Below are 18,058 nucleotides of genomic sequence, written 5' to 3'. Positions count from 1 at the left end.
CCATGCACCCTTCGAGAATCCGCATGCAAACTTTTTTTATCGCACCCACCGATTTTGGCGTGGGTCTGACCTCCATCAGCCTCGGGCTGGTGCGTACCCTGGAACGGGCCGGCCTCAAGGTCGGCTTCTTCAAACCCATTGCCCAGCCGCACCCAGGCGATACCGGCCCTGAGCGCTCGACCGAGCTGGTGGCCCGCACCCACGGTCTGAAACCGCCGCAGCCGCTGGGCCTGGCCCATGTCGAACGAATGCTCGGCGACGGCCAGTTGGACGAGTTGCTGGAAGAAATCATCACCCTGTACCAGCAGGCGGCCGTCGGCAAGGACGTGCTGGTGGTCGAAGGCATGGTGCCGACCCGTAGCGCCAGCTATGCCGCACGGGTCAACCTGCACCTGGCGAAAAGCCTGGATGCCGAGGTGATCCTGGTGTCCGCCCCGGAAAACGAAGTGCTCACCGAGCTGTCCGGCCGCGTGGAGTTGCAGGCGCAACTGTTCGGCGGCCCGCGCGACCCGAAAGTGCTGGGGGTGATCCTCAACAAGGTGCATACCGACGAAAGCATGGAGGCCTTTTCCGCCCGTCTGAAAGAGCACTCGCCCCTGCTGCGCAGCGGCGACTTCCGCCTGCTCGGCTGCATCCCCTTCCAGCCGGAACTGAACGCACCGCGCACCCGCGACGTCGCCGACCTGATGGGCGCCCAGGTGCTCAACGCCGGCGACTACGAAAGCCGGCGCATGACCAAGATCATCATCTGCGCGCGCACCATGCGTAACACCGTGGAACTGCTCAAGCCCGGCGTGCTGGTGGTGACGCCCGGCGATCGCGACGACATCATCCTCGCCGTGAGCCTGGCGGCGATCAACGGCGTGCCCCTGGCCGGGTTACTGCTGACCAGCGACACCCTGCCCGACCCGCGGATCATGGACCTGTGCCGTGGCGCCCTGAATGCCGGCCTGCCGGTGCTGTCGGTGAGCACCGGCTCCTACGACACCGCCAACCAGCTGAACAGCCTGAACAAGGAAATCCCCATCGATGACCGCGAGCGCGCGGAGATCATCACCGACTTCGTCGCCAGCCACCTGGACGCCAAGTGGCTGCACCAGCGTTGCGGCACGCCGCGGGAAATGCGCCTGTCGCCAGCGGTGTTCCGCTACCAGTTGATCCAGCGCGCCCAGGAAGCCAACAAGCGCATCGTCCTGCCCGAAGGCAGCGAACCGCTGACCGTGCAGGCCGCGGCGATCTGCCAGGCGCGCGGCATCGCCCGTTGCGTGCTTCTGGCCAAGCCGGCGGATGTCGAGGCGGTCGCCCGGGCCCAGGGCATCGAGTTGCCGCCTGGCCTGGAAGTCATCGACCCGGACCAGATCCGCGAACGCTACGTCGAGCCGATGGTGGCGCTGCGCAAGAGCAAGAGCCTCAACGCGCCGATGGCCGAACAGCAACTGGAAGACCCGGTGGTGATCGGCACCATGATGCTGGCCCTGGACGAGGTCGATGGCCTGGTGTCAGGGCTGATCCACTCCACCGCCAATACCATCCGCCCGGCCCTGCAACTGATCAAGACCGCGCCGGGCTGCACCCTGGTGTCGTCGGTGTTTTTCATGCTGTTCCCCGAGCAGGTGCTGGTCTACGGCGACTGCGTGATGAACCCGCACCCGAGCGCCAGCGAACTGGCCGAGATCGCCCTGCAAAGCGCCGACTCGGCGGCCGCGTTCGGCATCACCCCGCGGGTGGCGATGATCAGTTACTCCAGCGGCGAGTCGGCCAGCGGTGAAGAAGTGGAGAAAGTCCGCGAAGCCACCCTGCTGGCCCATGAAGCCCAGAACTCGCTGCTGATCGACGGCCCGTTGCAATACGACGCCGCGGCCAACGAAGCCGTGGCCCAGCAACTGGCACCCAACAGCCAGGTCGCCGGCAAGGCCACGGTGTTCGTGTTCCCCGACCTGAACACCGGCAACACCACCCATAAGGCCGTGCAGCGCAGCGCCGACTGCGTCAGCCTCGGGCCGATGCTGCAAGGCCTGCGCAAGCCGGTGAACGACCTGCCCCGTGGCGCCCAGGTCGACGACATCGTCTACACCATTGCCCTGACCGCGATTCAAGCCGCCAACCGACCTCTGGATGTGTAAATGCTGGATTTTCTACCTGCACCGCTGCGAGGCGTGATCGCCTCGCTGTTGTTGGCGCTCAACACCATCGTCTGCTGTACACCGTTGTTCGTGGTGGCGATCTTCAAGTTGCTGCTGCCTTTCCCGGCGGCCCAGCGCTTCACCGACTGGCTGATGAGCCACATCCATGAAGCCTGGATCAGCAACAACAAGGCCTGGATGAACCTGCTCGGGCACACCCGCTGGCACCTCAGCGGGCTCGACGGCCTGGACTACCGGCACTCGTACCTGATCACCAGCAACCACCAGAGCTGGGTCGACATCATGGTCCTGCAGTACGTGCTCAACCGGCGTATCCGCCCGCTGAAGTTCTTCCTCAAGCAGGAACTGATCTGGGTCCCGGTGATTGGCCTCGCCTGGTGGGCCCTGGGCTTCCCGTTCATGAAGCGCTACTCCAAGGCCTACCTGGAAAAACACCCGGAGAAAAAGGGCAAGGACCTGGAGACCACCCGCAAGACCTGCGCGAAGTTCCGCGACAACCCGGTGGGCATCTTCAACTTCGTCGAAGGCACACGCTTCACCAAGGCCAAGCATGCGCAACAGGCCTCGCCGTTCCGCCACCTGCTCAAGCCCAAGGCCGGCGGCATTGCCTTCGTGCTGGACGCCATGGGCGAGCAACTGGAGTCCATCGTCAACGTCACCATCCACTACCCGGCGGGCCAGCCGGGTTACTGGGACCTGTTGTGCGGCAAGGTCAATGAAGTGGTGGTGCATTTCGAGGAGCTGCCGATTCCACCGCAGTTCATCGGCAAGAACTACGACCAGGATGGCGTGTACCGCCTGGAGTTCCAGGGCTGGATCAACCAGCTGTGGCAGAACAAGGATGCGCTGCTGGAGCAGATGCATCGGGAGTATCCGGGGAAGTAATGAAGCGCCTGTAAGGGCCTCATCGCGGGCAAGCCTCGCTCCTACAGAAGCGAGCGTGTTGCTCCTGTGCAGGAGCGAGGCTTGCCCGCGATAGCCTTCTCAAGGCCACAAAAAAGCCCGCCGTCGATCACTCGACGGCGGGCTTTTTATTGGACGCTAAGGCTTAGATCGCGCCGCGCTTGCGCAGCAGTTCCAGCACTTGCTTGACGCCTTCTTCCAGCGACACGGACTGGGTGTCGATCACCAGATCGGCATCCAGCGGCACGTCGTACGGGAAGGACTCGCCCGGGATGTTATCCCCACCCGCGGCGTACAGGCCCTGCGGATCACGCTCGGCGCAGACCGCCGGCGAAGCCTGGACGTAGACCGTCAGCAGACGCTCCTTGCCGATCAGCTCCCTGGCCTGTTCACGACCTTCCGCACTCGGTGCGACGAATGCCGCCAGGGTCAGCAGGCCGGCTTCGTTGAACTGACGCGCCACGTGTGCGGCACGCCGCCAGTTCTCGGTGCGCCCGGCGCGATCCTGGGGCAGGCCCTTGTTCAGGTCGTGACGCAGGTTCTGGCCGTCGAGGACGAACACCGCACGACCCATGTCGAACAGCTTGCGCTCGACCGCATAGGCCAGGGTGCTCTTGCCGGCGCCGGACAGGCCGCTGAACAGCACGGTGGCCGGTTGCTGGCCGAAGCGCTGGGCGCGCTCCTCGGTGGCGACATGGGCCAGCTTGCCATGGTGCGTGGCGCTGCCATGCACCACAGGCTGGGCGACGATCATGCCGGCGCCGACGGTGCCGTTGGTCAAGCGGTCGATGACGATGAAGGCACCGGTGGTGCGGTTGCTGTCGTAACCGTCGAGGGCGATCGGCGCATCGAGGGCGATCTTGACCTTGCCGATCTCGTTCAGCTGCAGAGCGCTGGCCGGACCTTCTTCAAGGGTGTTCACGTCGACTCTGTTGACGATGCTGGCGATGGAGCCCGGCACGTAACTGGTGGCGCGCTTGATGTCGTATTTCTTGCCCGGCAGCATCGGCTCTTCGGCCATCCATACCAGCATGGCTTCGAAGCTGTCGGTCACCGGCGGTACGTTGTCGGCATGCACCAGCAGGTCGCCACGGGAGATGTCGATCTCGTCTTCCATGGTCAGGGTCACGGCCTGGCCCGGGCCAGCATGCTCCAGCTCGCCTTCGAAGGTGACGATGGATTTCACTCGGCTGCTCTTGCCCGACGGCAGCACCACGACTTCGTCGCCCTTGTGCACGATGCCGCTGGCCAGGGTCCCGGCGAAACCACGGAAGTTCAGGTTCGGACGGTTGACGTACTGCACCGGGAAACGCAGGTCGGTGAAGTTGCGATCGCCCGCCACTTCCACGGTCTCGAGGATTTCCATCAGCGACTGGCCGGTGTACCACGGCGAGCGCTCGGACTTGTTCACCACGTTGTCGCCCTTGAGGGCCGACATCGGCACGAAGTGCAGGCTGGTGGGCTTCATCTTCAAGCCTTCGGCGAACTTCAGGTAGTCGGCCTTGATCGACTCAAACACGCCCTGGTCGAAGTCCTTGAGGTCCATCTTGTTGATGGCCACGACTATGTGCTTGATGCCCAGCAGGGAAGCGATGAAGCTGTGGCGACGGGTCTGGGTCTGCACGCCGTAGCGGGCATCCACCAGGATGATCGCCAGGTCACAGGTGGAAGCACCGGTGGCCATGTTGCGGGTGTACTGCTCATGGCCGGGGGTGTCGGCGATGATGAATTTGCGCTTGGCGGTGGAGAAATAGCGGTAGGCGACATCGATGGTGATGCCCTGCTCACGCTCGGCCTGCAGGCCGTCGACCAGCAACGCCAGGTCGATGTCGTCACCGGTGGTGCCGACTTTTTTCGAGTCGCGGGTAATGGCTTCCAGATGGTCTTCGTAGATCATCTTCGAGTCGTGCAGCAGGCGCCCGATCAGGGTGCTCTTGCCGTCGTCGACGTTACCGCAAGTCAGGAAGCGCAGCAGTTCTTTGCGTTCGTGCTGGGCCAGGTAGGCGAGGATATCCTCGCTGATCAATTCGGATTGATGCGACATGTTAGACCCTACTTAGAAATAGCCCTGACGTTTCTTGTCTTCCATGGAACCGGCGCCATCGTGATCGATGACCCGGCCCTGGCGCTCGGAAGTTCGCGTCAGGAGCATTTCCTGAATGATGTCCGTCAGGCTTTCGGCCTCGGACTCCACCGCGCCCGTCAACGGGTAGCAGCCAAGGGTACGGAAACGCACCTTCTTCTTGACGATGCGGGCCTTCTCCTCGTCGGAGAGGTGCTCGAGGATGCGCTCGTCGTCGATCATGATCAGGGTGCCGTTCTTCTCGATCACTTCGCGCTCGGCGGCGAAGTACAGCGGCACGATCGGGATGCCTTCGAGGTAGATGTATTGCCAGATGTCCAGCTCGGTCCAGTTCGACAGCGGGAAGACGCGGATCGACTCGCCCTTGTTGACCTTGCCGTTGTAGACGTTCCACAGCTCGGGGCGCTGGTTCTTCGGGTCCCAGCGATGCTTGCTGTCGCGGAACGAGTACACGCGCTCCTTGGCGCGGGACTTCTCTTCGTCACGCCGGGCACCGCCGAACGCCGCATCGAAACCGTACTTGTCCAGCGCCTGCTTGAGGCCCTCGGTTTTCATGATGTCGGTGTGCTTGGCACTGCCGTGGGTGAAGGGGTTGATGCCCTGCGCAACGCCTTCCGGGTTGACGTGGGTGATCAGTTCCAGGCCCAGCTCCTCGACCATGCGATCGCGGAACTTGTACATCTCCTGGAATTTCCACTGGGTGTCGACGTGCATCACCGGAAACGGCAGCTTGCCCGGGAAGAACGCCTTGCGCGCCAGGTGCAGCATCACGGCGGAGTCTTTACCGATGGAGTACAGCATCACCGGGTTGTCGAACTCGGCGGCCACCTCGCGGATGATGTGGATGCTTTCCGCCTCCAGCTGTTTCAGATGCGTCAGTTTGTCGACCATGGCTACTCACGAAAGCTTTCTTATGGACGGCCTGCGGGCCGTGTTCGAGCGGGGCATGCTAGCACAGCGACCTCTTCTAATCAGGACGCCAGCTAGATCGAAACGGTATATGAATATACCCGCCTGTTTGCTGTGTTTACGCCTCTCTGTAGCCGCTGCCGCAGGCGTGCTCTGAAGGCCCTGGGGGCTTTGTTGCAGCCTGCGGCAGCGGCTACAGGACAAGGCTTTATATAGGGTTCGGGCAGTCGATGAACAAGTGCTCGAGGGCGAAGCGGCGGGCCAGGTAATCCCCCAGCGCCTGCACGCCGTAACGCTCGGTGGCGTGGTGACCGGCGGCGATAAAACTGATGTCGTTTTCCCGGGCGCTGTGGAAGGTCTGCTCCGAGGCCTCGCCGCTCAGGTACAGATCGACGCCGGCCAGCACCGCCTGGTCGATGTAGCCCTGGCCGCCACCGGTGCACCAGCCGACACGCCGGATCATCTTGCTGCCTTCGACCACCAGCGGCTCGCGCCCCATCACCTCCTGGACCTTGCGCGCGAAGTCCCGCGCGGTCATGGGCTCGGCAAGGGAACCGACCAGCCCGACGATCTTCAGGTTGTCCGGGTCCAGCGGGCCTTCCACAGTAATATCCAGTTGCCGCGCCAGTTGCACGTTGTTGCCGACGTCCGGGTGCAGGTCCAGCGGCAGGTGATAAGCCAGCAGGCTGATATCGTGCTTGAGCAGGGTTTTCAGCCGACGCTGCTTCATGCCGGTGATGCAAGGGTTCTCGCCTTTCCAGAAATAGCCGTGATGCACCAGCACCAGATCGGCATTGGCCTCCACCGCGGCATCGAGCAATGCCTGGCTGGCCGTGACGCCGCTGACGATACGCAGTACCTGTGGACGACCTTCGACCTGCAGGCCATTGGGGCAGTAATCGGCAATTCGCGAACTGCCCAGGTAGCGGTCCGCCTCCTCTACCAGAGTGCTCAGGGCAACGGCCATAAAAGACTCCTAAATATCCCGTTCAGAGGCGCGCGCGGCCTCGTATAATGCGCGACATTATGGGCCGTCCCGGGCGGCCTGCAACCTCTCAGGACTTGCTCAATGCTCAAGGCTCTGCGTTTTTTTGGCTGGCCGCTGTTGGCCGGCGTGCTTATCGCGTTGCTGATAATTCAGCGTTACCCGCAATGGGTCGGCCTGCCCAGCCTGGACGTCAACCTGCAGCAAGCCCCGCAAACCAAGGCGCTTCGACAAGGCCCGGTGTCCTATGCCGATGCCGTGGCAATCGCCGCGCCGGCGGTGGTCAACCTGTACACCACCAAGGTCATCAACAAACCGGCGCACCCGTTGTTCGAGGACCCGCAGTTCCGCCGCTTCTTCGGTGACAACCTGCCCAAGCAGCAGCGCATGGAGTCGAGCCTGGGTTCCGGGGTGATCATGAGCCCCGAAGGTTATCTGCTGACCAACAACCACGTGACCTCCGGCGCCGAGCAGATTGTGGTGGCGCTCAAGGACGGTCGTGAAACCCTGGCCCACGTAATCGGCAGCGACCCGGAAACCGACCTGGCGGTCCTCAAGATCGACCTGAAGAACCTGCCCTCGATCACCGTCGGGCGCTCCGACAGCATCCGCATCGGTGACGTGACCCTGGCCATCGGCAACCCGTTCGGGGTCGGCCAGACCGTGACCATGGGCATCATCAGCGCCACCGGACGCAATCAGCTGGGCCTGAACAACTACGAAGACTTCATCCAGACCGACGCGGCGATCAACCCGGGCAACTCCGGCGGCGCGCTGGTGGATGCCAACGGCAACCTGACCGGGATCAACACGGCGATCTTCTCCAAGTCCGGCGGCTCCCAGGGCATTGGCTTCGCCATCCCGATCAAGCTGGCCATGGAGGTGATGAAGTCGATCATCGAGCACGGCCAGGTGATTCGTGGCTGGCTGGGCATCGAGGTGCAGCCGCTGACCCAGGAACTGGCCGAATCGTTCGGCTTGTCCGGGCGTCCGGGCATCGTGGTGGCGGGGATTTTCCGCGACGGTCCGGCGCAAAAGGCCGGCATGCAGTTGGGTGACGTGATTCTCAGCATCGATGGCGAACCGGCCGGCGATGGCCGTCGCTCGATGAACCAGGTGGCGCGGATCAAACCCAGCGACAAGGTCAGCATCCAGGTGATGCGCAACGGCAAGGAGCTCAAGCTCACCGCCGAAATCGGCCTGCGCCCGCCACCGGCGCCGGTCAAGGAAAAAGAGTAAAAGCATCGCCAGCCAGCTCGCTCCAACGGGAGAGAGCTGGCTGGCGATAGGGCTTACAGCTCGCCCAGGCCGTCGATCAGGGCCTGGTTCTGCTCCGGCGTGCCGATACTGATCCGCAGGAACTGGGCAATCCGCTCCTGCTTGAAGTGCCGGACAATCACCCCCTGCTCCCGCAGCTTGGCCGCCAGGCCCGCCGCATCGTGTTGCGGATGACGGGCGAAAATGAAGTTGGCGGCCGACGGCAGCACTTCAAAGCCCTTGGCACGCAACTGCGCCACCACCTGCTCGCGGCTATCGATCACCAGCTGGCAGGTCTTGGCGAAGTACTCGCGATCCTCGAATGCCGCCGCGGCGCCGACGATCGCCAGGCGATCCAGCGGGTAGGAGTTGAAGCTGTTCTTGATCCGCTCCAGCGCTTCGATCAGGTCCGGGTGCCCCACCGCCAGGCCGACCCGCAAGCCCGCCAGCGAACGGGACTTGGACAGGGTCTGGGTCACCAGCAGGTTCGGATAACGGTCCACCAGGCTGATGGCGGTTTCACCGCCGAAGTCGATGTACGCCTCGTCCACCACCACGACCGAATCCGGGCTGGCCTTGAGGATCTGCTCGACGGCCTCCAGGGCCAGCAGGCAGCCGGTCGGCGCGTTCGGGTTGGGGAAGATGATCCCGCCGTTCGGCCTGGCGTAATCGGCTGGGCGGATCTGGAACTGCTCGTCCAGCGGCACCGCGTCGAAGTCGATGCCATACAGGCCGCAATACACTGGATAGAAGCTGTAGCTGATGTCCGGGAACAGCAGCGGCTGGTCGTGCTGCAACAAGCCGTGGAAGATGTGCGCCAGCACTTCGTCGGAACCGTTGCCGAGGAACACCTGGTTGCTCTGTACCCCGTAATACCGGGCCACCGCCTGCTTGAGCAGGTCGCTGTTGGGGTCGGGGTACAGGCGCAGGTTATCGTTCAGTTCACCCTGCATCGCGGCCAGCGCCTTGGGCGAAGGGCCGTAAGGGTTTTCGTTGGTGTTGAGCTTGACCAGCTTGGTCAGCTTCGGCTGTTCGCCCGGCACATAGGGCACCAAGCCCTTGACGAACGGACTCCAGAATTTACTCATGCTTATTGCCCCTGTTCCTAGTCAGCGATGATCCGGTATTCCGCACTGCGGGCGTGGGCGCTCAGCGACTCGCCACGGGCCAGCACCGAGGCGGTCTTGCCCAGTTCGGAAGCGCCCTGCTCCGAGCAGAAAATGATCGACGAACGTTTCTGGAAGTCATACACCCCCAGCGGCGAAGAGAAGCGCGCCGTGCCGGAAGTCGGCAACACGTGGTTCGGACCCGCGCAGTAGTCGCCCAGGGCCTCGGAGGTGTGACGCCCCATGAAGATCGCACCGGCGTGACGGATCTGCGGCAACCAGGCCTGCGGATCGGCGACAGACAGTTCGAGGTGCTCCGGAGCGATGCGGTTGGCCACTTCGATGGCCTGTTGCATGTCGCGCACCTGGATCAGGGCGCCACGGCCGTTGATCGACGTGTTGATGATTTCCGCGCGCTCCATGGTCGGCAGCAGCTTGGCGATGCTGGCGGCGACCTGATCGAGGAACGCCGCGTCCGGGCTGACCAGGATCGCCTGGGCGTCTTCGTCGTGCTCGGCCTGGGAGAACAGGTCCATGGCGATCCAGTCCGGATCGGTCTGGCCGTCGCACACCACCAGGATCTCCGAAGGACCGGCGATCATGTCGATGCCGACCTGGCCGAATACGTGACGCTTGGCGGTGGCCACATAGATGTTGCCCGGGCCGACCACCTTGTCCACCTGCGGCACGCTCTCGGTGCCATAGGCCAGGGCGGCTACGGCCTGGGCGCCACCGATGGTGAACACCCGGTCGACGCCAGCGATACAGGCCGCGGCCAGCACCAGTTCGTTAACCTCGCCGCGCGGGGTCGGCACCACCATCACCACTTCGGTGACGCCCGCCACTTTGGCCGGGATGGCATTCATCAACACCGAGGATGGATAAGACGCCTTGCCGCCCGGCACATACAGGCCGGCGCGATCCAGCGGCGTGACCTTCTGGCCCAGCACCGTGCCGTCGGCTTCGGTGTAGCTCCAGGAGTCCTGTTTCTGTTTTTCGTGGTAGCTGCGCACCCGCGCCGCGGCTTTTTCCAGGGCTTCGCGCTGGGCCACGGTGATCCGGGTCAGGGCCAGTTCCAGGCGCTCGCGCGGCAGGATCAGGTCGGCCATGGACGCCACTTGCAGGCCGTCGAAACGCTGGGTGAACTCCACCAGCGCCGCGTCGCCGCGCTCGCGCACCGCCTTGATGATGTCCAGCACCCGCTGATTGACCGAGTCGTCAGACACACTTTCCCAGCTCAGCAGATGATCCAGATGATGCGCGAAATCCGGGTCAGCAGCGTTGAGTCGGCGAATCGAAGTGGGAGCGGTCATAGCGAGGGCCTCATTGAATGGCTAATGCTCAGGCACCCTAAGCTACCAGTCCATTCGCGCGGGCACCTGAGAAAATTGGCTATGACACGGATAGACGGGCGCGGCTCGCGCCGCGCGAGTGAATCAACCGCGGTGTCGCGACTCCACTGCTTTGCGCAGGGTGTCGATCAGTGCCTGGATGCGGGCGTGCTGCATTTTCATGGAGGCCTTGTTGACCACCAGACGGGAACTGATCATGGAAATCAGCTCCTGGGGCTCCAGGCCGTTGGCCCGCAGGGTGTTGCCGGTGTCGACCACGTCGATGATCTTGTCGGCCAGACCGATCAGCGGCGCCAGCTCCATCGAGCCGTACAGCTTGATGATGTCGACCTGGCGACCCTGCTCGGCGTAGTAACGCTTGGCAACGTTGACGAACTTGGTGGCGACGCGCAGGCGGCCCTTGGGCTCGACCGCGCCGATGGCACCGGCGGTCATCAGCTTGCACTGGGCGATCTGCAAGTCCAGCGGCTCGTACAGGCCCTGGCCGCCGTATTCCATCAGCACATCTTTACCGGCGACGCCGAGGTCGGCGGCACCATGTTCGACATAGGTCGGCACGTCGGTGGCGCGCACGATCAGCAAGCGCACGTCGGCCTGGGTCGTGGGGATGATCAGCTTGCGGCTCTTGTCCGGATTCTCGGTGGGCACGATGCCGGCTTCAGCCAGAAGCGGCAAGGTGTCATCAAGGATGCGGCCCTTGGACAGTGCGATGGTCAACATGGGAAACGTAAGTCCTTATCAGGATACTCATGCCCGGTCGCAAACAGCGCCAGACACGCATCGAGCCTGAACACAGGCTCGACTTGGAACGAAACCTTGGGGCACGTCCCTGTGCCCATCACGCAAACTAGCCCGGTACGCGGCGGATCTTGGCGCCGAGCATCTGCAGCTTCTCTTCGATGCACTCGTAACCACGGTCGATGTGGTAGATGCGATCGATCAGGGTGTCGCCTTCGGCCATCAGGGCCGAGATCACCAGGCTGGCCGAAGCCCGCAGGTCGGTGGCCATGACAGGGGCACCCTTGAGGATTTCGGTGCCGGTGACGATGGCGGTGTTGCCTTCGACCTGGATCTTCGCGCCCATGCGGTGCAGTTCGTAGACGTGCATGAAGCGGTTTTCGAAGATGGTCTCGATCACTGCGCCCGTGCCTTCGGCAATGGCGTTGAGCGAGATGAACTGGGCCTGCATGTCCGTCGGGAACGCCGGGTACGGCGCGGTGCGCACGTTGACCGCCTTCGGACGCTTGCCGTGCATGTTCAGCTCGATCCAGTCCTCGCCGGTGGTGACTTCGGCGCCGGATTCCTTGAGTTTTTCCAGGACGGCTTCGAGGATGGTCGGATCGGTATCCTTGACCTTCACGCGACCGCCGGTCACGGCGGCGGCGACCAGGTAGGTGCCGGTTTCGATACGGTCAGGCATGACCTTGTAGGTCGCCGAGTGCAGGCGCTCGACACCGTCGATGGTGATGGTGTCGGTACCGGCGCCGGAAACCTTGGCGCCCATGGCGTTGAGGAAGTTCGCCAGGTCGACCACTTCAGGTTCACGGGCGGCGTTCTGCAGCACGCTGCGGCCTTTGGCCAGGGCAGCGGCCATCATGATGTTCTCGGTACCGGTCACACTCACGGTATCGAAGAAGAAGTGCGCACCGCGCAGGCCGCCTTCAGGCGCCTTGGCCTTGATGTAGCCGCCTTCGACGTCGATCACCGCACCCATGGCTTCGAGGCCACGGATGTGCAGGTCGACCGGACGCGAACCAATGGCGCAACCGCCAGGCAGCGCGACTTCGGCTTCGCCGAAACGGGCAACCATCGGGCCCAGCACCAGGATCGAGGCACGCATGGTCTTGACCAGCTCGTACGGCGCGACCAGGGTCTTGATGGTGCGCGGGTCGATTTCGACGCTGAGCTTCTCGTCGATCACCGGCTCAATGCCCATGCGACCGAACAGCTCGATCATGGTGGTGATGTCGTGCAGGTGCGGCAGGTTGGCGACCGTGACCGGGCCATCGCACAGCAGGGTTGCAGCCAGAATCGGCAGGGCAGAGTTCTTTGCCCCGGAAATGCGGATCTCGCCATCAAGACGAACGCCGCCGGTAATAATCAATTTATCCATAAGAATCTCGACGCCCTTGGGCTCAGGTGCGCTCGGCCCAGGCCGCGCTGCTGAAAAATTTCATAGTGACCGCATGGATGCTGCCATCGGCGATCCACGGGTTCAAATGGGCATAGATGCTCTGCTGACGCTTGACCGGACTCAAGGCCACCAGTTCGTCACTGATCACGTTCAGCTGAAAGTTGCAGCCTTCGCCCTCAACTTCTACCTGAACGGATGAAAGAGTCTCGGACAGCTTTCCTTCAAGGAAGCTCTTCACTTCGTTGGCCTGCATGCTCAACCTCAATCGGCGCCCTGTGCGCGCGGGTCGGACATCATACAAAAAAGCCCCGCGCCTGCGAACCCCGCATAGCAGGACTCTGACGGGGGGCTTGCTTGTCGATGGGTTACTAAGGCTGCGCCAGCAGCTCGGTCAAACCGGAAACCTCGGCGATTTCGCGCATGTCGTCAGGCAACGCACGAATGCTGACGGCCTTGCCGGCTGCCGCGGCATCGCGCATGAAGGCCAGCAGCAACGACAAGCCGACGCTGCTGGACTTCTCCACCGCCGAACAGTCGAGCACCAGCGCCGCCGCGGTGCTCGAGGCGATCAGGGCCTGCCCCTGCTTGCGCAGGCCCGGGCCGGAGCGATAGTCCAGCACACCGCTGATCAGCAATTCACCGGCTTCACCCAGACGGACGGCCGACTCACTCATTGCGTGACCTTCTCAGGCGAGTTTTCGGTCGCTTCCTTGGCCTTGGCCACTTCGCCGGCCCAGTTGTTGATGGTCTTGTCCAGGTCGTTGCCGTTGCGCTGCATGGCATCGGCGAACTGATCGCGGAACAGCTTGCCGATATTGATGCCATTGATGATCACGTTGCGCAGCTTCCACTCGCCGTTGATCTTCTCCAGCGTGTACGACACAGGATAGATCGCGCCGTTGCTGCCCTTGACCGTCATGCCGACGCTGGTACGGTCGCCCGACTCGTCCCTGGCAGGATCAACGACGATGCCCTGGTTGTTGTACTCCAGCAAGGCGTTGCCATAGAACTGGAACAGGCCCTTCTTGAAGTTTTCCTCAAAGGTGCGCATCTGTTCCGGCGTGGCTTTGCGCGAGTACTTGACCGTCATGATGCTCTTGGAAATACCTTCGGCATCCACGACCGGGCCCACGATGCTGTTCAGCGCCGCATAAAAGTCTTGCGGGTCCTGCTTGTACTTTTCTTTGTTGGCGGCCAGGTCGGCCAGCAGACGGTTGGTGGTGTCCTGTACCAGATCATGCGCGGAAGGCGCCGCCACGGCGTGAGCCATCAACGGCAATGCCGCCAGTAATACCAACAGGCTACGTCGCAAGGTAGAGATCATGAAAAAATCCTCATTTGGCGTCTTTGCTAACGGTATTGAGCAGGAATTTACCGATCAGGTCCTCAAGCACCAGTGAAGACTGGGTGTCGTGGATGGTCCCGCCATCCTTGAGCAACGTGTCTTCGCCGCCGACGCTGATACCAATGTATTTCTCGCCGAGCAGCCCAGCGGTCAGGATAGATGCAGTCGAGTCGGTCGGCAGGTTATCTACGCGCTTTTCCAACTGCAGCGTGACCCGACCGGTGAAACTGTCGCGGTCCAGATCGATAGCCGTGACCTTGCCGATGGTCACACCGGCCATGGTCACCTTAGCTCTGACCGTCAAACCGGCGATATTGTCGAAATATGCGTAAAGTTTATAAGTATCGGTGCTCGAGGTCGGGGACAAGCCACTGACCCGCAAGGCAAGCAACAGCAAAGCCAGGATGCCAGCCAGCAGGAAAAGGCCGACACCGATTTCCAGGGTGCGGTTTTGCATCAGAAATCTCCAAACATCAAGGCGGTCAGAATAAAGTCCAGGCCGAGTACAGCCAACGAGGCGTACACAACGGTCTTGGTAGTGGCACGACTGATCCCCTCTGAAGTGGGCTCGCAGTCATAGCCTTGGAATACGGCGATCCAGGTCACGACAAAGGCGAAAACGATGCTCTTGATGATGCCATTGAGCACGTCCTCATTGAACGTCACGCTGTTTTGCATGTTCGACCAGTAGGAACCTTCATAGACCCCCAGCCAGTCGACGGCCACCCACGAACCGCCCCAGATGCCCACCACGCTGAAGATAATCGCCAGCAACGGCAGAGAAATGAAACCGGCCCACAGACGTGGCGCGACAATGTATTTGAGCGGGTCGACACCGATCATCTCCAGGCTGGAGAGCTGTTCGGTGGCTTTCATGTTGCCGATTTCCGCGGTCAGCGCCGAGCCGGCCCGGCCCGCGAAGAGCAATGCCGTGACCACCGGCCCCAGTTCACGCAGCAGGGTCAGGGCGACCATCTGCCCCACCGCCTGCTCCGAACCGTAGCTGGACAGGATATTGAAGCCCTGCAGCGCCAGTACCATGCCGATGAATATCCCGGAGACCACGATGATCACCAGCGACATCACCCCCACCGAATGCAACTGCTTGACCAACAGGCCGAAGCTGCCGCCGATACTGCCGCGACCGAACAACACATGAAACAGCATCAGGCTCGAACGCCCGAGCACCGCGAGAACGTCGATGCCCGAGTGACCGAACAGACGAATTCGCTCCAATAAAGATACTTTGCGCATCAGCGCTTCCCCAGAAGATCTGCGCGGTAATCCGGCGCTGGAAAGTGAAAGGGTACCGGACCGTCGGGATCGCCTTTCATGAACTGGCGGATCCGCGGGTTATCGGAATCCATCAACTCGTCGGGCGTGCCCTGCCCCAGCACCTGGCCATCGCCCACCACATAGATGTAGTCGGCGATGCTCGCGGTTTCCGCCAGATCATGGGAAACCACGATACTGGTGATACCCAGCGCATCGTTGAGCAGACGGATCAGGCGCACCAGCACGCCCATGGCGATGGGGTCCTGGCCTACGAACGGCTCGTCGTACATGAGGATCTGCGGGTCCAGGGCGATGGCCCGGGCCAGGGCCACACGACGCTTCATGCCGCCGGACAGCTCGTCGGGCATCAGGTCGATGGCACCGCGCAACCCGACCGCCTGCAACTTGAGCAGGACGATATCGCGGATCATTTCATCCGGCAGCTGGGTATGAACGCGCAGCGGAAAGGCGACGTTCTCGAACACATCGAGATCGGTGAACAGCGCGCCGCTCTGGAACAGCACGCCCATCTGCTTGCGGGCGTCGAACAGATCGCCGCGCGACAATTTGGGCAGGTTCTGGCCGTTGACCCAGACTTCACCGCTGCTGGGACGCAATTGCGCGCCCATCAACCGCAGGAGCGTGGTCTTGCCGCAACCGGAAGGCCCCATGATGCCGGTGACCTTGCCCCGCGGAATACGGATATCGACATTATTGAAGATGCTGCGCGCACCGCGCTTGAAGGACAGTCCCTTCAGCTCGACCGCGTAGGCGTTATCGGCACTCATCTAAACTCCTTGCGATGCAGCCTCTCACTCGGACGCTTGGCTCCCTGCCGGGAGTACATGCACCCAGGGCAGGCCGAACTGGCGGCGAACTATATCACTGCTGATACGGAGCCCCCAAGGCCGAAGCCATCCGCGTTCAGGTTCACGACAGGCTAAAACGGGCTTTACAGGACAATTCCAGCCTATAGAAGGACAAAGGCTGACGAACTTGCGTGAGGGAATCGATCATTACCGCTATAATCGCCGCCTTTTCATCAGGCTATACGATTTCTGACATGAGCCAATCCAGCGACCTGATTCAATCGGCACAACGCACCATCCGCCTCGAGATAGAAGCCGTACAAGGCTTGCTGCCACATATCGACGCAGATTTCGTACGCGCTTGCGAGATGATTCTGGCCAGCAAAGGCCGCGTAGTCGTGGTCGGCATGGGCAAGTCCGGGCATATCGGCAACAAGATCGCCGCCACCCTGGCCAGCACCGGCACCACCGCGTTTTTTGTCCATCCGGCCGAAGCCAGCCATGGCGACATGGGCATGATTACCCGGGACGACGTGATCCTGGCCCTGTCCAACTCCGGCTCGACCAATGAAATCGTGACCTTGTTGCCGCTGATCAAGCGCCTGGGCATCCAGCTGATCAGCATCACCGGCAACCCTGATTCGGCGCTGGCCAAGGCCGCCGAGGTCAACCTCAACGTCCAGGTCAAGCAAGAGGCCTGCCCGCTGAACCTGGCCCCGACCTCTTCGACCACCGCCGCCCTGGTCATGGGCGACGCCCTGGCCGTGGCGCTGCTGGAAGCCCGCGGCTTCACCGCCGAAGACTTCGCCTTCTCCCATCCGGGCGGCGCGCTGGGCCGGCGCCTGCTGCTGAAAGTCGAGAACGTCATGCATGCCGGCGAGCAGCTGCCGCAGGTCCAGCGTGGCACGCTGCTCAAGGACGCCCTGATGGAAATGACCCGCAAGGGCCTGGGCATGACCGTCATTGTCGAGGCCGACGGCCGCCTGGCAGGGGTCTTCACCGACGGCGACCTGCGCCGCACCCTGGACCGCACCATCGACATTCACCACACCACCATCGATGAAGTCATGACCGTTCACGGCAAGACCGCCCGCGCCGAAATGCTCGCGGCCGAAGCCCTGAAAATCATGGAAGACAATCGAATCAACGCACTGGTCGTAGTGGACAAGGACGATCGCCCGATCGGCGCCTTCAACCTGTCCGACCTGCTGCGCGCGGGAGTCATGTAATGAGCACGGATCTGCTGCAACGCGGCAAGAACATCAAGCTGGCGGTATTCGACGTGGATGGCGTACTGACCGACGGTCGCCTGTACTTCCTTGAAGACGGCAGCGAGTTCAAGACCTTCAACACCCTCGATGGCCAGGGCATCAAGATGCTGATGGCCACGGGCGTGCAGACGGCAATTATCAGCGGTCGCAAGACGCCGGTGGTCGAGCGCCGGGCGAAAAACCTGGGGATTCCCCATCTGTTTCAGGGTCGCGAAGACAAACTGGTGGTGCTGGACGGGCTTCTTGCCCAACTGGGCCTAAGCTATGAGCAGGTCGCCTACCTGGGCGACGACCTGCCGGACCTGCCGGTAATCCGCCGGGTCGGCCTGGGCATGGCCGTCGCCAATGCCGCCAGCTTTGTCCGTGAACACGCCCATGGCGTCACCCAGGCCCGTGGCGGCGAAGGTGCCGCCCGCGAGTTCTGCGAGTTGATCCTGCGCGCCCAAGGCAGCCTTGAAGCGGCCCACGCCGCCTACTTATAGAGC

The 18,058-nt window shown here is 62.5% G+C and carries 18 protein-coding genes; 5 read left to right on the top strand and 13 right to left on the bottom strand.

The genetic code is table 11. The features are described 5' to 3' along the window. Positions 1-23: 23 nt before the first annotated feature. Both pta and PVZ80_RS03145 read left to right on the top strand, forming a co-directional pair. On the top strand, positions 24-2,123 hold the full coding sequence (pta, locus tag PVZ80_RS03150) for a phosphate acetyltransferase (RefSeq protein WP_028681669.1): 2,100 nt from the start codon (positions 24-26) through the stop codon (positions 2,121-2,123). Further along, positions 2,124-3,029: an acyltransferase gene (locus PVZ80_RS03145; protein WP_124339610.1), complete on the top strand. Its 906-nt coding sequence runs from the start codon at positions 2,124-2,126 to the stop codon at positions 3,027-3,029. A gap of 163 nt (positions 3,030-3,192) precedes the next feature. Here PVZ80_RS03145 and cysN read toward each other — a convergent pair whose 3' ends face one another. From cysN to PVZ80_RS03130, 3 genes are all read right to left on the bottom strand, one after another. Beyond that, entirely contained in the window at positions 3,193-5,091 is a 1,899-nt protein-coding gene (gene cysN / locus PVZ80_RS03140; protein WP_009047011.1) for a sulfate adenylyltransferase subunit CysN, read from the bottom strand. 12 nt (positions 5,092-5,103) lie between these two features. Then, positions 5,104-6,021 (bottom strand): sulfate adenylyltransferase subunit CysD, encoded by a 918-nt coding sequence (gene cysD, locus PVZ80_RS03135; protein ID WP_007929849.1) that lies wholly within the window; start codon positions 6,019-6,021, stop codon positions 5,104-5,106. 226 nt (positions 6,022-6,247) lie between these two features. Beyond that, positions 6,248-7,006, bottom strand: a complete 759-nt coding sequence (locus tag PVZ80_RS03130; RefSeq protein WP_009047010.1) for a Nif3-like dinuclear metal center hexameric protein — start codon at positions 7,004-7,006, stop codon at positions 6,248-6,250. A gap of 102 nt (positions 7,007-7,108) precedes the next feature. On the opposite strand from PVZ80_RS03130, the gene algW reads away from it, so the two are divergent. Next, complete coding sequence (gene algW / locus PVZ80_RS03125; protein WP_025806436.1) at positions 7,109-8,263, top strand: Do family serine endopeptidase AlgW; 1,155 nt, start codon at positions 7,109-7,111, stop codon at positions 8,261-8,263. Positions 8,264-8,316: 53 nt separating this feature from the next. On the opposite strand, the gene hisC is transcribed toward algW, so the two are convergent. The 10 genes from hisC to PVZ80_RS03075 all read right to left on the bottom strand — a co-directional run bounded on the left by hisC (position 8,317) and on the right by PVZ80_RS03075 (position 16,281). Continuing rightward, positions 8,317-9,369 carry a histidinol-phosphate transaminase gene (gene hisC, locus PVZ80_RS03120; protein ID WP_009047009.1) on the bottom strand — a complete coding sequence of 351 codons (1,053 nt, stop codon included), beginning with the start codon at positions 9,367-9,369 and terminating at the stop codon, positions 8,317-8,319. A gap of 17 nt (positions 9,370-9,386) precedes the next feature. After that, positions 9,387-10,700, bottom strand: coding sequence for a histidinol dehydrogenase (gene hisD, locus PVZ80_RS03115; protein ID WP_273863411.1), 1,314 nt, complete (start codon positions 10,698-10,700; stop codon positions 9,387-9,389). A 123-nt stretch (positions 10,701-10,823) separates the two neighbouring features. Continuing rightward, positions 10,824-11,459: an ATP phosphoribosyltransferase gene (gene hisG / locus PVZ80_RS03110; protein ID WP_007929858.1), complete on the bottom strand. Its 636-nt coding sequence runs from the start codon at positions 11,457-11,459 to the stop codon at positions 10,824-10,826. A gap of 127 nt (positions 11,460-11,586) precedes the next feature. Further along, on the bottom strand, positions 11,587-12,852 hold the full coding sequence (gene murA / locus PVZ80_RS03105) for a UDP-N-acetylglucosamine 1-carboxyvinyltransferase (RefSeq protein ID WP_007929859.1): 1,266 nt from the start codon (positions 12,850-12,852) through the stop codon (positions 11,587-11,589). A gap of 22 nt (positions 12,853-12,874) precedes the next feature. Then, positions 12,875-13,126: a BolA family protein gene (locus PVZ80_RS03100; RefSeq protein WP_007929860.1), complete on the bottom strand. Its 252-nt coding sequence runs from the start codon at positions 13,124-13,126 to the stop codon at positions 12,875-12,877. Positions 13,127-13,241: 115 nt separating this feature from the next. Then, positions 13,242-13,547: an STAS domain-containing protein gene (locus tag PVZ80_RS03095; protein WP_009047007.1), complete on the bottom strand. Its 306-nt coding sequence runs from the start codon at positions 13,545-13,547 to the stop codon at positions 13,242-13,244. Beyond that, complete coding sequence (locus tag PVZ80_RS03090) at positions 13,544-14,197, bottom strand: MlaC/ttg2D family ABC transporter substrate-binding protein (protein ID WP_009047006.1); 654 nt, start codon at positions 14,195-14,197, stop codon at positions 13,544-13,546. The genes PVZ80_RS03095 and PVZ80_RS03090 overlap by 4 nt, the downstream gene beginning before the upstream one ends. Positions 14,198-14,207: 10 nt before the next feature. Then, on the bottom strand, positions 14,208-14,675 hold the full coding sequence (gene mlaD, locus PVZ80_RS03085) for an outer membrane lipid asymmetry maintenance protein MlaD (protein WP_007929863.1): 468 nt from the start codon (positions 14,673-14,675) through the stop codon (positions 14,208-14,210). Further along, the gene (gene mlaE, locus PVZ80_RS03080; protein WP_009047005.1) at positions 14,675-15,472 is read right to left on the bottom strand and encodes a lipid asymmetry maintenance ABC transporter permease subunit MlaE; all 798 of its coding nucleotides are present in this window, start codon (positions 15,470-15,472) and stop codon (positions 14,675-14,677) included. Before mlaE ends, mlaD begins: the two co-directional genes overlap by 1 nt. Beyond that, on the bottom strand, positions 15,472-16,281 hold the full coding sequence (locus PVZ80_RS03075) for an ATP-binding cassette domain-containing protein (RefSeq protein WP_009042197.1): 810 nt from the start codon (positions 16,279-16,281) through the stop codon (positions 15,472-15,474). The genes mlaE and PVZ80_RS03075 overlap by 1 nt, the downstream gene beginning before the upstream one ends. A 275-nt stretch (positions 16,282-16,556) precedes the next feature. On the opposite strand from PVZ80_RS03075, the gene PVZ80_RS03070 reads away from it, so the two are divergent. Further along, positions 16,557-17,531 (top strand): KpsF/GutQ family sugar-phosphate isomerase, encoded by a 975-nt coding sequence (locus PVZ80_RS03070; RefSeq protein WP_009047004.1) that lies wholly within the window; start codon positions 16,557-16,559, stop codon positions 17,529-17,531. Next, positions 17,531-18,055 carry a KdsC family phosphatase gene (locus PVZ80_RS03065; protein ID WP_007929867.1) on the top strand — a complete coding sequence of 175 codons (525 nt, stop codon included), beginning with the start codon at positions 17,531-17,533 and terminating at the stop codon, positions 18,053-18,055. Before PVZ80_RS03070 ends, PVZ80_RS03065 begins: the two co-directional genes overlap by 1 nt. Positions 18,056-18,058 lie beyond the last annotated feature (3 nt).

The organism is Pseudomonas sp. B3G-3 (assembly GCF_028640915.1).
In the GTDB taxonomy this organism is placed as follows: domain Bacteria; phylum Pseudomonadota; class Gammaproteobacteria; order Pseudomonadales; family Pseudomonadaceae; genus Aquipseudomonas; species Aquipseudomonas chlororaphis_I.
Note: the sequence above shows the minus strand (reverse complement) of the source record. Positions and strands in the feature narration are given on the sequence as shown.